This is a genomic window from Chloracidobacterium sp., from assembly GCA_016715795.1.
GTDB lineage: Bacteria > Acidobacteriota > Blastocatellia > Pyrinomonadales > Pyrinomonadaceae > OLB17.
On sequence record JADJXP010000002.1, the window covers coordinates 930350 to 943391 of the forward strand.

13 protein-coding genes are annotated in these 13042 nt (G+C 48.1%); 7 read left to right on the forward strand and 6 right to left on the reverse strand.

Going from position 1 to position 13042, the window contains the following annotated elements; genetic code table 11:
- Positions 1 to 26 precede the first annotated feature (26 nt).
- The 5 genes from IPM59_09190 to IPM59_09210 are packed head-to-tail and all read right to left on the reverse strand — an operon-like array spanning position 27 to position 6418.
- On the reverse strand, positions 27 to 2585 hold the full coding sequence (locus IPM59_09190) for a CHAT domain-containing protein (GenBank protein ID MBK9215763.1): 2559 nt from the start codon (positions 2583 to 2585) through the stop codon (positions 27 to 29).
- A gap of 17 nt (positions 2586 to 2602) precedes the next feature.
- Positions 2603 to 2842, reverse strand: a complete 240-nt coding sequence (locus tag IPM59_09195; protein MBK9215764.1) for a hypothetical protein — start codon at positions 2840 to 2842, stop codon at positions 2603 to 2605.
- The gene (locus IPM59_09200) at positions 2842 to 4791 is read right to left on the reverse strand and encodes a S9 family peptidase (GenBank protein ID MBK9215765.1); all 1950 of its coding nucleotides are present in this window, start codon (positions 4789 to 4791) and stop codon (positions 2842 to 2844) included. The genes IPM59_09195 and IPM59_09200 overlap by 1 nt, the downstream gene beginning before the upstream one ends.
- Complete coding sequence (locus IPM59_09205; protein ID MBK9215766.1) at positions 4773 to 5711, reverse strand: hypothetical protein; 939 nt, start codon at positions 5709 to 5711, stop codon at positions 4773 to 4775. Before IPM59_09205 ends, IPM59_09200 begins: the two co-directional genes overlap by 19 nt.
- A complete protein-coding gene (locus IPM59_09210) occupies positions 5708 to 6418 on the reverse strand; it encodes a hypothetical protein (protein ID MBK9215767.1) in 711 nt (236 codons plus the stop codon). The genes IPM59_09205 and IPM59_09210 overlap by 4 nt, the downstream gene beginning before the upstream one ends.
- 199 nt (positions 6419 to 6617) lie before the next feature.
- Between IPM59_09210 and IPM59_09215 the strand changes: the two genes are divergently transcribed.
- The 6 genes from IPM59_09215 to IPM59_09240 all read left to right on the forward strand — a co-directional run bounded on the left by IPM59_09215 (position 6618) and on the right by IPM59_09240 (position 11801).
- Positions 6618 to 7583 carry a sigma-54-dependent Fis family transcriptional regulator gene (locus tag IPM59_09215; protein MBK9215768.1) on the forward strand — a complete coding sequence of 322 codons (966 nt, stop codon included), beginning with the start codon at positions 6618 to 6620 and terminating at the stop codon, positions 7581 to 7583.
- A gap of 243 nt (positions 7584 to 7826) precedes the next feature.
- The gene (locus IPM59_09220; GenBank protein MBK9215769.1) at positions 7827 to 8306 is read left to right on the forward strand and encodes a single-stranded DNA-binding protein; all 480 of its coding nucleotides are present in this window, start codon (positions 7827 to 7829) and stop codon (positions 8304 to 8306) included.
- Between the two features lie 22 nt (positions 8307 to 8328).
- Positions 8329 to 8718, forward strand: coding sequence for a hypothetical protein (locus IPM59_09225; GenBank protein ID MBK9215770.1), 390 nt, complete (start codon positions 8329 to 8331; stop codon positions 8716 to 8718).
- A gap of 174 nt (positions 8719 to 8892) precedes the next feature.
- Positions 8893 to 10494, forward strand: coding sequence for a hypothetical protein (locus tag IPM59_09230; protein ID MBK9215771.1), 1602 nt, complete (start codon positions 8893 to 8895; stop codon positions 10492 to 10494).
- A 166-nt stretch (positions 10495 to 10660) separates the two neighbouring features.
- The gene (locus IPM59_09235; protein ID MBK9215772.1) at positions 10661 to 11092 is read left to right on the forward strand and encodes a single-stranded DNA-binding protein; all 432 of its coding nucleotides are present in this window, start codon (positions 10661 to 10663) and stop codon (positions 11090 to 11092) included.
- Positions 11093 to 11177: 85 nt separating this feature from the next.
- Entirely contained in the window at positions 11178 to 11801 is a 624-nt protein-coding gene (locus IPM59_09240; GenBank protein MBK9215773.1) for a hypothetical protein, read from the forward strand.
- Positions 11802 to 11812: 11 nt separating this feature from the next.
- Here IPM59_09240 and IPM59_09245 read toward each other — a convergent pair whose 3' ends face one another.
- Positions 11813 to 12070, reverse strand: a complete 258-nt coding sequence (locus tag IPM59_09245; GenBank protein ID MBK9215774.1) for a hypothetical protein — start codon at positions 12068 to 12070, stop codon at positions 11813 to 11815.
- A 285-nt stretch (positions 12071 to 12355) separates the two neighbouring features.
- Here IPM59_09245 and IPM59_09250 point away from each other — a divergent pair, with 285 nt between their 5' ends.
- The gene (locus tag IPM59_09250) at positions 12356 to 13036 is read left to right on the forward strand and encodes a hypothetical protein (GenBank protein MBK9215775.1); all 681 of its coding nucleotides are present in this window, start codon (positions 12356 to 12358) and stop codon (positions 13034 to 13036) included.
- Positions 13037 to 13042: the final 6 nt, after the last annotated feature.

A 13042-nucleotide genomic window follows, 5' to 3' on the forward strand; every position in this document is an offset into this window, starting at 1 on the left:
CGCCGATGAATGGATTTTGCTCCGATTTACCGAAAGTCACCGAGAAGCGTAAAGCTTGCCCAATAGTATGGTTCGTAGGTTTCCGATGATTTGTCACGGATCATCGAGATTGCTGCGTTTTGAAGAGCTCGTGCTGCCGGGATTCCTTTTTGGTATTCCTTGTAGAAGTTTTGTGCAAACAATCCGGTTGATCGGTCGTTGGCTTCCCATTGAGATGAAATTACCGTAGTGCTTCCTGAGCCTAGTAAAGCCCAGCCGATGCTGACAACGCCTTCGCCGTTAAGCACATTGTTTGTGTCACACGAGGCTATGAAGGCAAGGCTTTGGGGTTTGAGATGAATTTTCAGCAGGTTGTTGACCGTTATTCGGCCGTTATGATTTCTCGATGGTTTGAATCCAAGAAAAGAATCCAGCGGTTCTTCGCGATCGGCCTGAGCGTGCATCGCGAAATGCAGAATATCGACCCCATTAGATAAATTGACGAACTGCAGCGAGGTGGCTCCGATTATTGGCTGGACTCCTAGAAGTTTCCCAACTGCCGCAGCTTCCTGGTTTACAAATCGAAGCGAACGGTTCTCAAATGTATTGTTAGCAAAAACTTGTGCGGCTTTTCTGAACGGAGCCTTTTTCTTAAGTGATTCAAGCAGCAAAGAGACCGAAGGCGAGTAGCTGACCATTTTCTTTTCGATCAAGTACGACTCACCGTCAGGGCTTAAAGCATGGAATGGGATCTTCCAGAGCGACTTGTCCGGAACGAACACTATATGGGAAGCACTGAGCGATAAAGGTTCTATTAGAAAATCGTAAATCTCCTTTCCGTCATTCTTGAAGAAAATCCGATTCATGATCTTGTTTCGGACACTATTCGCCATTGCAACGACTTCCGCCTCAGAGATACCCAGTCTGACACGACGAATGGGCTTATGTTTTTCAAGCACGTGAGCCGCAAGCTTGCCATCAAGCGAAAAAAAATATGACACGATTGCCGTGTCATCAAGGCCCTGTATATTGTCCAACTGCAATGACTTTGCCGCAGGGGTCGAGTTCTGTGGAATTGCGTTTGTTATGTTTGCTTCAAAATCGTCCAATGCGCTCGTGTCGTCGCCATTGAGAAATCCTGACGAGAGATCATTTGCTCTTTTTCTAATACCCGGAGAAATATCTGAAGATTGTTTTAGCGGCGAGAAGTTGATGCGGTCACTCAGGACCCTTGCCTTGAGGTAATCGACGGTTTCAAATGACCTGCTAAGATCACGGGCATCAGCCTCGACCTCCGCAATCAATCTATAAACCGAGTGGAAGGTTTCAAGCATCGAGAGCGATAACGGTGCGTCGTCAGTCGGCCTTGCCTCGGTTACGATCGCCTCGGCCTTCCGCAGGGCCTTCAAAGCTGACTCTTTGTTGCCCAGCCCCCAATGTCCCCTAGCGAGCAATAGATACAAATGCGGAAGGTTCTCACGAAAGTTCTCCTTTTCCGCAAGGCGCAAAAGTACTTCGCTCAACTCGATAAGCTTTCCCCAATTGCGTTTCCGCTCCGCAATGGTGGCTTTCCAATAAGGAACCACGAAATCGGAGGAAGACTTCATTGTTTCGAGCCGAGAGAAGTGTTTTTCTGATTCACGAGCATTGTCTTGCAAAGCGTTTAAGATTGCATGACCGAGCGTAACCTCGTATTCGAAGCTCTTACTTTTATCGAGTACCGCAAGGGTCCTTACATGGTTTTCAGCGGTCGTAAGATCGTTTTGATAAAGTGCGTTAAGGAGCAATGTGGAAAGAAAAATAGAACTTTGAGTATCATCTTTTGCCGATAATGCCAGATTCAACCCTTTTTCATACATTGTCTTTGCCCGCTGTTCCTGGCCGGCCGCGCTCAGTAGATTCCCGTATTCATAGAGGGCCTGGCGATAACAGAATTTGAATTCCGAATTCTGACTCGCGTCAACCAACTTCTGTGAGTAGGAAATTGCTTTGCCATAATTAAATTTGGATTGCCAGGCCAGACTTAGAAACCGCAGCATCTCAAGATGAAGAGACGACCTCCGAACCGTATTTGATACCGCCTCCGCTTTTTCCAGCCAGACAATCGCTGAGATATCATATCCGCTCGAAAAAAGTATCCGGCCGTTACTGACATAGTATTCAAGTTCGACCATGCGGTTCTGGGGAGCAAGGGCAAAAGCATCGCGGGAGCGAGAAGATGCAGATCGGAAGTCTTCTTTTGCTCTGAAAAGATGTGCCTGTGCAAAAAGCAAAGAAGCAAGAAGTTTCTTGTCTGCCTTCACTCTTTCGGCATCAGCCAAAGCCTGGACCAACACCTGTTCGGCCTCGTCGTACTTTTCAAGTTGTATCAAGGCTTTGGAAGCATATAGCCCGCTAACCGCGGCATCCGCGAATTTGCCGAGCTTACGAGCGTTTGTAATTTCAGCGGGAGCGCTTTCTATAACAGCTTTAAAGCTTCCTTCCTCGAAGAGAGAACGAAGATCGGTCGTGGCCGCAAAACCATAAATTGACGCAAGCGCAGTCAGCAAGCCGAAGACTGCGAGCCGGGCTGTTGCCGCGCCTGCGTTCTTACAGAGGTCATTCATTCTTCACTCCGACAATATTATTCCTCACGTGGACGACAATTGCCGTTTTCATCGATCACGCCATTTGGCCTGCATGTCGTGCATAGTCTCGGCGGGCAATCGTCATCACGAAGCATTAGAAGTACTTCTTCGACCAGATCCGAGAAGATGCTTGTGACCGTTGCGGTGCCCGCGAGGATACTGGTGTTGGCAAGGATGTTGCCGGCCAGCAGCGTCGTAAGCAGCAATGTGCATATGGTTGTTCTTAGTTTTCTCATTACTTTTTACTCCCTATTTGTTTTTTCAAAAACTCATACATCGCGGCAGTCACGTAACGGCCTCCAACGCCGTGTCCCGCTTCGTTAGCGAATATGAACCACACCTCGGCCCCGGTGTTCTTGATCTGATCCTTGAGACCGAGCACGTCCCGTTCAGGGACTCTCTGATCGAGCTTTCCTCGCGTTAGAAACAACGGCGTATTATTCCATTGTTTTGTGTTATTGAGCGGAGAAAGTTCGTCGAGCTTTTTCATTAATTCCTCGTTTTTAGGATCTCCATATTCCGTGATGGAGAATTCATCTATAAAACTCTGGGACAGATATCCCCGGACTGAAACCAAAGGATATTCGGCAAGCACGGCCTTAATTCTATGGGGCTCCTGAAGCGCCGTCGCTAGGGCAATCAGGCCGCCATAACTCTCCCCACGTATATAGATCCGTGATGCATCCAATCCCGGCTGTTTCTCGATCCAATCAATCAATGTGCGGATATCTTTCACGGCATCTCCGCGCTTTGCCCCGTTATCGGCGTCCATGTACTCGATCCCGAATCCGGATGAGCCGCGAATATTTGTGTGAATTGTTGTGATGCCTAGATAGGCAGCAAGGCGTATGTCAGAGGTGTTGAATGTCGGTCGATCAATTATCTGCGGTCCACCGTGAATGTAGATCACAACAGGTGATTTGCCTTGTGCCGCCTTTGGTTTGATCACATAACCTGAAATGGTCTTGCTGTCGAAGGATTTCCATTTGATCACTTCGGGGGGATGCACGGCATTCTCGATTTGAGGCGGAACCCGCTCTTTTGTCCAGGACGTGTGCTTCTTCTTGGAGAAATCAAAAGACTCGACCGAGGCAGGCTTTCCGACATTTTCAATTGTGTAAACCACTTCCTGGTTTGACAGCCATCGTGTTCCCCAGATCACAAATGAACCGTGTACAAAGGACGAGGCTAAATCTACCAACCGATCATGTTTCAATTTGGCGATTTTCAGTGTGTCGATCCCGTCTTTGGCCTCTTGTATCAGAAATGACTTCCCATCGGGGGATACCTTAACATCCTGAAGATTTGCCGTGCCTTCCGGCAACGAGATGCGGTTTTTTCGATCGGTCTTGATGTCTAACGAAAGCAGGCAACGCTCCTGACCGCATTCATCCGAACCCTCCGAGAGCCAAAAGACTCGGCCTTGTGCAAAAAAGCCTTTGTTTGAGTTTCCTTTTTCCTCTATCGGAATTATCTTTTTGGTCGTGGTGTCATACAGATACAAGCTCTGATTGCTTGAGGCCTTCCAGTATTTGAGCAGGACCTTGTCTTGATCCACATCGAGAACATTCCAAATCCCCTTCAGGTCCGTCAGAAAGCAAGAGATCGACACAAGATCGTGCCTGCACAACTTTGTCGTCTTAGCGTCGAAGTCAACCTGAGTGTAATAGATGCTCTTACCGTCTCTTGACCAGATAAATGATTCGACGGACTCGTCCTTGCCGGAAAAGGAAGATAATTTCTTGATTTCCTTGCCGGTCCATAGATATAGCTCATAGTTGTCCTCGTCGGCTTTGTCATCGGTGAATGCAAAGGTGTCGTTAGTTGGATTCCCTCTGACGGTGCTCGGAACTCTATTGTCAATAATGACCTCCGGCTTTGCCATCGGCGACGCGACGCGGTAAATGAATGACTTTTCATCGGTAAGGAGTATCGACCGGGAATTCCTCTCAGCATCCCAAATAAGGTTATTCCTGATCTGAGACGGATCGAAGAAAAGCTTTTCGACTTCATCCTTCTTTATTGGAGGTATTCCTTCAACCTTCATATTGGCCGGTACGGGAAAATCATCAGAAGTTGATTGTCCAAAGATCGAGACTGAGCCCAATACGACGAGGATGACCAGTACGAAATAGTAAATTAGATTGTGTGCTAATAAGTTCTTCATCAATTTTTCTCCGTACACCTTAGGTTCGGCGAACCCCGCTTCTGAAGCCGAAGCTTTCTTTTATCACTATTAATTTCACCGCTGTCGTTCAGCGAGAAACGCTGCGATCCACCTGAGATGGTTTCGCCCGATTGAAGAGTCACGACAAGGCGCCATTTGTAAACCACATCTTGTTCAAAGCGGGCCTTCGAAACGTATGAGGTTTCGTTTTCAGTCTCGAAATGATCAACGAGCTTTTCGTTGAGATCTGAAATATAGATTGCGTACCGAGCGGCTTTCGGGACATTGCTCCATACCAACTTGACGCCATCATCGAATGCCACAGTGTCCAGACCGATCGAATCAATGGGGCCGCAGCGGACGTCGAGATTTCTTGTTTCAGAATTGACAGGTGCGTTCACTTTAGATTTTTGCGGCAGGCCGCTCCTCAGCACCGAGCTTTTGGTTGCCGCCCTCTGATTTGTTGATATTGGGGATCTGCTTGTTCCGCTAGGAGGAGACTTGCGAGTTGGCTGATCGGTTTCGTGCTTTAGTAGTGGTGGAACACCATCGTTTCTGTCCAACTCGCTACTATCGATCGATGCAACCAAGTTGGCGTTCGTCGAATTGTTTGGGTTGGAGAGGAACCATATTGACAAGCCGCCTGTTACTGCAATGAACAGCAAGGCAACGAATGCTGGCCGAAGCATTGGACGGAAACTGCTCACGAACGAAATGAACTTATTTCCGAGGCTCTCGTCTGCGTCATCGGTGAACATGCTGTTGTCCCGTTCAATAAAAATGGAATCCAGAAATTCCTTTGATGTTGGCTTTGGCAAAAGCTCTCGGCAGCTGAGGCATTCCAAAAGGTGCCTCGATGTCAGACGCATGTCTTCTCTCGAAAGTGTCCCCTTTCGGAAATGTGCGATCTCTGAAATCTGTAAGTGCTCGCCGTTCATTTTCTCAGCCTTTCAAGCTTTTTCCTCGCATCGTATCTTGCCTTTTTAATATTTCGCACTTGTGCCCCATTATTTACGGGGCCACCGTTACCGTTTACCAGTCTCGCGATCTCAACATCGGTCAAGGGTATTTGCGGCGATAACGCTCGCCACATCTCGATATCGAATGAGAGGGCCGAAGCGATCTGTTTCTCGTTTAATCCGAACTGCATCAGATAGATCAAAGTTTCCGCTGAATGCAAAAGTAATGCTCGCCGTTGATACACACTCAGTCTGCAAATTCCTTGCCATACTTCTCGAACAAGTTCTTTCATCTCAAGATCAGACTCGGCATCTTGTGCTTTGTCCTCAAACTCAGGAACAAACTCAAGTGGAACCTCGTGGATTCTGGACAATTTTGTCCTGGAGCGATTGATCTCGTTGTATGTGGATCTTGCCGTAAAAGAACGCCATTCATCCGGTGACATTCCGTTACTTCTTTCACGGAACTTTATGAGCCATTTCCAGAGCCGCAACGACGTATCCTGCTCAACATCCGGAATATCGGCGTCCGGTAACGAGATTCTCTGTCCTCGTGTGATCAGCGTTATGAGATTGACGGCTTCGCGGATAAGTCCTTCGCTGGAGTGCTTGGGCTTAACTTCAGCGTCCGGCGAAGGGGCATTGCCGGGGAATGGCTGTAGCTTTTGAAGAAACGACCTTTTCATCACCTATTGGATATTCCGATATGCTTTTACGGCTTCGGAAAAGAAAATTGCTTCCAGCAAGTTGATGTTATGTAACCTTTTCGACTTCCAAAGGTTTTTACTAATACAGGTCAAATTCGGAGTGAAGCTTCATTCCTAATTAGGAAACGAGTAGTCGAAAACTCCGGTGGGCGGTGAATCTGTAATACGCGTTTAATAAATGTTATACACTTTCCAAAGTAATCATGTAAATATCGAGCAACTTGCACGGTTCGATTTTCTTGACCTGTGTTTGCTAGGTGAAACAGGTACAGGCAAAACGCATACCGCAAAGGAGATACACGATCTAAGCCCGCGCAGGAAACATCCGTTTGTTTCAGTGAATTGCGCGGAATTGGCCGACTCGATCATTGAAAGTGAATTGTTTGGGCATGAGAAAGGATCGTTCACAGGGGCAACTGCGTTAAAGATCGGCAAGTTCGAGACTGCTGCCGGCGGCACATTGTTCCTCGATGAGATCGGCGAACTGGACAACGGCACACAGGCAAAGCTGCTTAAGGTCGTTGAAGAAAAGTCTATTACGAGAGTGGGCGGCAACCGTCCAAGACATATAGATGTCAGGATAATCTATGCCACCCATCGTGATCTGTCCGTGTTTCGCGAAGACTTCAGATACCGTATTACTTCGCATGTAATTCGCCTGATGCCTTTAAGGGAACGTACCGGAGAGATCGTCCCTCTGGCACAACAGTTTATAAAGGATTTTTGTGCAAAATCCGGAGCCATCATAACTGCCTACAAGAAGGAATTGCGAGTACTCGAACGCTCCCCGTGGTTTGGAAATGTCCGAGAGCTACGGTCCTTTATTGATGAAGTTTGTCTTGAAGTTCTTTTTGAAGCTGATGAGCGAGGAAACTGGCTTCTTCCTATCCCGCTCACCGAGGGCATCATCCAGAAGCATCTCGAAGCCCCGACCGTCAACCAAACCAACTCGCATGAGAAGCCTAACGGCCATGGGCGATCTCTACCCGATGGCAAAAAGCTTGAAGACTATCTTGCCATGATTGAAACCGATCTTCTGAAAAATGCCATGGCGGTCCACAACAATAACCGAACTAGGGCCGCGAGGGATCTTGGAATTAGTCGATCCGGTCTAATCAAAAAGCTCAAGCGAATCGCCCATTGATCTCAAAGTGGTGCAAAAATCATCCACTTTGGCGAAAAAATGCACCAGAGTGGTGCTTTTTTTCGCCACGTTGCCCAAATACATCTACTAAACCAGCCAAGCTACAGTCTTCACCATTCGGAAGACTCGACGCCGATTTCGAACATTTTATCTTGAAAGCTACCCCAAAGTTCTGTTTTCGGGTGGATAACTCCAAAAAATTGTGAGCTAAGAAACAAAAAAAATAAAAGCGGCTGATAGAACGTGAATTCATCAAGGCTTTCATGCATTGGTGAATGGATCACAGATTTTAACCATAAAGGAGAAAACACAATGTCAGCAAGCATTACCTTAATTGGAAATCTCGGCAAAGCGCCAGAAACCAGAACAACAGACAAAGGAACGTTCATCGCCAGCTTCTCAATGGCGTCCAATACCGTTCGCAAGACAAACGACGGGCCGGTCGAAAAGACGAATTGGTTTCGTGTGATTGCGTTCGGCAAACAGGCCCAGACTCTCGCACAATTTGTCGATAAGGGGACCCGGCTCTGTGTCGTGGGGACGCTTTCTTTCAACCCCTGGCTCGACCGAAACGGCACCCCGCAGGCCGGAGCGGACATTGTTCTTCAGGAATTTCAATTTCTTCCCAGAGCACGGAGGGCGGAAAGCGGGTCAGAAGACTCCGGTGGTCCCATTCCGGCGTCCGTTGTCAGCGAAGTTTCGAATCAGGTAGCCGCCTTTTAGTTTCCACTCTTTTGGAGGCCTTGTGATCCAACGATTGAAATACATCACTCGCGAATATGTGAAGACAAATCCGAACAAGCTGTTTTTGTTTGGTGACAACCTCGAACACCGAGGTTTCGGCGGTCAGGCAGCTGCCATGCGCGGTGAGCCAAATGCTGTCGGTATTCCCACCAAGAAAAAGCCGAGCAGGGAGGAGTCTGCGTTCTTCACCGACGATGAATTTGAGATCAACAAGTCCGCGATCGAAGCCGCGTTGTCTCCGGTATTCATCGCTGTGAGCGATAACAATATCACTGTTGTCATTCCGGCAGATGGTCTCGGAACCGGACGTGCCGAACTTGATAGAAGGGCTCCGCAGACTTTCGCATATCTTCAACTTCGGCTAGCCGATCTGGAAGCCTCCATTGGCTAGTTCTTCCGTTCTACCCGACAAGCCTTTATTCCCAAGTTGAAAGGGATTTTCGAGCCTGAAGTTTTGTGCTTTTTTTCAACTTGGGCATTGAGAACACTGCCCAAAATCAAGTGTTCTCTCCGGCTCTTGTCCGGGATTTACGAGGTGAATATGGCAGTACAAATGAATTTGGAAATGCTTAGACAATTCGCTCCTGACAGTCCGATTCTGGCTTTCACGCCGCTCAACACCGGCTCGCCAATGCAGGACTGGTGTCGGCATCTTCAGCGAAATCCATTCCGTCGTCAGGAACTCGAGGAGTTTGCGATTCTTGGCGATATTGTGGTCAGGATCGCGGATGAGATCGAGGCCGAACCGGTTGATAAGGTTAGGATACTTTCTCTCGAATATGCGGTGAAAGTGCTTGGCGATGAGACAGATGCTCTTGAGTTTGTTCGCTGCGTCCGGGCCATTGCAAGTCCCGACGCCGGACAATTCGAACTCCAGCAGATCGCGTCACATTACTACGGCGAGATCAGGCGTCGCGGTATTCCGGAAGTTCTCAAGGAAATGGGAATGCTCGGAATGGAGATGTCGGCTGTAACCACTCCCCTTTCCGAGCGGGAATTAAATGTCTTTGAGTCGCGTCCGATCCTGATGAAGCTCTCAAGAGCTGATAAACGACGAAGCCGTGAAGCTGCCAAATCTTGCTTACCATTGCCTGAGCCGACTCCGAATTTTGACGCCGAAATGGATTCGGTGATGCGTCGGATCGGGCGTCAGAAGATCACTCGAATGATCACGGACGAATTCGAGGAATACTACCTCTCAGACGGCGACAAATCGCTCGAAGAACTCGATCGTGACTTTCTTACATTCGAGAGTCTCGAACAGTATGACGAGAACGGCACGATCAACATTCGAATGAACGGCGGGCAAAGCGCCGTAGTTGCTTTCGACTTCGAATGCGAGGTTGACGCTTCGTACTTGCCGTCCGATGTTCGCGGCCTGAGTTCGATCATCTCGCATCTGTTTGTCGGACATCAGATGGGCGGTTCGGAAGGTCGAATAGGTCGTGAACTGATCGCCGAATCGAGACCGGAAACGTGTCCTTTTGTATTCTCAGCCGATACCGCACATCATCCGTTTTCCGACAATGAGTTCGAAGAATGGCTTATGTTGAGATTGGAGCGTATCTATTCCCGACTAACCGTTCGCTCGATCCGAAAAGTGCGCTCCTCCGGGAACTCAGCATATGAATACGTCTCGGAAAACGAGATCAATCCCGATTATGACGAGATGCAGTATGTGGCCGGAATCTGCCGGGTTCTATGGCAAAGAATGCGCGGTGATTTCCATATCAGAAGTCTCCGTAGCGCCTCTTATCAGAATCTTTATCTAAGCCTTCGAGGAACGGAAGATACGGCCGTAGTCGCTGAACTAAAAAAGAGTGCATTTGCGGCTTACAAAGAGCGAAATGAGATCTCACTCAAGGAGTTCACGGCGCTGAACACGGTCGCAAAATCCCAGGAAGCTCGCCTTGCAAATCGAATTAGTGCGGCAGCCAGAAAGTGGATAAAGACCGTCGAGGGAGCATCAACGGGACGGCTCAGGTTTCTGAAGTTTGCACTCTATAACGATCCTGAAACCAAGGGATTTACACGACAAGAGAAACAAAGATTGTGGGATTCCGTCCGGAGTCGAGAGAGCGAACTTAAAGCCGAAATGAATGCCAAACAGTCACAACAGCTGCTCTTTGGCCAGCCGGCACTCGTAAAGATCGTTCACGCGGCCTAGAAGTTGTTGTCAGTCAAATTGAAAAAGAGCGGCGGTCAGGCTTGGGATAGTCTAAGTGCTTGACCTGCCCTGATCGCCCTCTTCGAGTGGTGCATAAATCATCCATTGTGGTGCATAAATCACCCACAGTGGAACAAAAATAAACCAAAAAGGAGCAAATATAACAATGTCAACTACAGTATCAATCCTCGGCAACACCGGTCGCGAGGTCAAACTCCGTTACTCAGAAAAAGGAACGGCGGTCGCAACCTTTCCGATCGCTTCAAATTCTTACAAGAACGGTCCTGAAGGCCGCGTTAAGACCACCCATTGGTACAACGTCACTGCTTTCGGAAAGGTCGCTGAAACCTTGGCGTCGAACGTCAGGAAAGGCAGTCATCTGCTTGTGCAGGGACGCCTCGGATTCAAACCCTGGCTGACAAAAGACGGCCAGCCGCGAGCCGGTGCAGAAGTGATTCTCCAGTCGTACGACTTCGCGGACGGAGCCAAACCAGATAACGGCCAGGAAGCAGAATCCCCCGAACCGGAGATGCTGCCTGAGCCTGCTCAGGGTGATGAGAATTTGGCGGTGGCGGAACCGTTTGACGACCAGTTCTGAATGCGCGTTCGGAAATGGTTTCCTGATTGCTAAGGGATCTTTCAGGGCATCGAGAAGTCGGTGCCCTGAAATTGTTGGAGGGTATATGAACGATAAGGTAACAGAAGACTATTTTCCGGAAATCACAATTTACGCTGACGGGTCTTGCTTGAGAAATGGTTCCGAGGAAGCATCGGCCGGATGCGGAGCGGTCATAGTTGACCGGCATAGAATGGAACTGAGGCTTGTCTCCGAGCATCTCGGCTCTCTGACCAACCAGCAGGCGGAGATCTCAGCTTGTACAACAGCTCTAGGCACACTTCGCCGTCCTTGCATTGTCGAGATTATTTCGGACTCAAGATATGTCGTTGAGACAATGACAGGTAAAAATCGAATGAAATCGAATAGGAGTTTCTGGAGTGATCTTGTCACGAGATGCTATCGGCATCATGTCAGTTGGAGATGGGTTAGAGGACATTCCGGTGTTACGTTTCAGGAAGCCGCCGACAGGCTTTCGCGGGCAGCATCGACTTATCAATGTAGTTTGCCAGATGATGAGCTGCAGAGGCTTTCCAAACTGCTGCTGTTGGAAAGCAACCAACTGAACATTCGGGCGTTCGAGAAGAGTCTTGAAGCAACAGTAAACCGGTTTGCGTTGTCAGTTGATCGCGGAAATGTATTCTCGAATGTCGATTTGAGAAATGATCTTCCTTCTGCATTCTCCACGTAAATGGACGCCTGTCAGGTTTGCTGTTTATGCCAGGATCTGAATCCCGGATCACGGTCAAAGAGCATGTTCAGGGCAAAATCGACCACATCGCCGGATGTTACTTCGGTCCTCATCTGATCGGCTGCAAAGCGTAGATATTTCTTGAGTCTTTCGTTAGTTGAATCAAGGATCTTTGCATTGACCTTGATGTAATTCAGCCGGTTTATTTGGAGAATTGTCTGGTCGCTTGCGGCTTTTTTTTGTGTGTTTGTATCTGCGATTGTGTTCATAAGTTAGGCATCTGCCTCCTCTTGGATTTGATCGTAGATGCTAGATACAAACGGCGTGCCATCAGGAAAAAAGCGGCTGGCTGGTGGTGAAATTTTATTATGGAAGTTGCTGTCTTCAGGTTGCCTGACAGGATAGACCAATTTATCCACTTTGTAACTCCCGCAATTGTATGACACCACAAGGGTTATCCATTGTAATCGAAAATTACAAACCATATCGCTTCAGCCAAGAGGCAGTCCCGGCACGTAGATTGCTCACCATCGCTGTATTTCAGGCGATTACAAATGAGAAAACGTGAACGCGAAAAGTTAATAGAAGGAATAAATTCCGGAGCAGTTACGAAGCAGGGATTTCCGATGACGATCAGACCTTATGAAAGCGATGTACGCAAGCTTTCCGAGTTAGCAAAGAGCACGGGCGAGACTCGCGCAGCTATTGCAAGAAAACTCATTCAAAAAGCGTTATCGGAACATGACTCAAAACTTAAGCAGGAGCGGTTCGAAAATAAGATCGACTGGGTCATAAGAACCGAACGCGAAAACCAAACTGATTTACGCAGTCTCTTGGGCCTATTTGAAGGGTTGAGTGAAGAGACGGAAAGGCTTAGTGATAATGTCAAAAGTCTTTCAGACGACTCGCTGAACACAACTGTTCTCCTACGTGAGGCCTACTGCATGCTGAATATCACCGTGTCGTCACTCAACCAGATCTTTACAAGACTGCTCGAATTCTTATCTCCCAATCAATCTGAGAGGGAAAACAGCATTGATATCGGGAATGCATTTCTTGCGAATCTGATCGAGCATTCCATCCTCGATCTTAATGAATGCACTTCCTTTCACGGGCTGAGGACTGACCCCATTGCAGATGCCAATTTGTTTGTTGAAACAAAGATCAAAGTTCTACAGCAACGTATTGTGGCTAATGCTGCAAACACAAAGTTCAAAGAGGATGGAAAGCCTTAGTGAGAA

Bases quoted from the DNA above. Each gene is read 5' to 3' on its own strand.
- IPM59_09190 (MBK9215763.1), bottom strand. From the start codon at position 2,585: ATGAATGACCTCTGTAAGAACGCAGGCGCGGCAACAGCCCGGCTCGCA.
- IPM59_09195 (MBK9215764.1), bottom strand. From the start codon at position 2,842: ATGAGAAAACTAAGAACAACCATATGCACATTGCTGCTTACGACGCTG.
- IPM59_09205 (MBK9215766.1), bottom strand. From the start codon at position 5,711: ATGAACGGCGAGCACTTACAGATTTCAGAGATCGCACATTTCCGAAAG.
- IPM59_09210 (MBK9215767.1), bottom strand. From the start codon at position 6,418: ATGAAAAGGTCGTTTCTTCAAAAGCTACAGCCATTCCCCGGCAATGCC.
- IPM59_09215 (MBK9215768.1), top strand. From the start codon at position 6,618: ATGTTATACACTTTCCAAAGTAATCATGTAAATATCGAGCAACTTGCA.
- IPM59_09230 (MBK9215771.1), top strand. From the start codon at position 8,893: ATGCTTAGACAATTCGCTCCTGACAGTCCGATTCTGGCTTTCACGCCG.
- IPM59_09235 (MBK9215772.1), top strand. From the start codon at position 10,661: ATGTCAACTACAGTATCAATCCTCGGCAACACCGGTCGCGAGGTCAAA.
- IPM59_09240 (MBK9215773.1), top strand. From the start codon at position 11,178: ATGAACGATAAGGTAACAGAAGACTATTTTCCGGAAATCACAATTTAC.
- IPM59_09245 (MBK9215774.1), bottom strand. From the start codon at position 12,070: ATGAACACAATCGCAGATACAAACACACAAAAAAAAGCCGCAAGCGAC.
- IPM59_09250 (MBK9215775.1), top strand. From the start codon at position 12,356: ATGAGAAAACGTGAACGCGAAAAGTTAATAGAAGGAATAAATTCCGGA.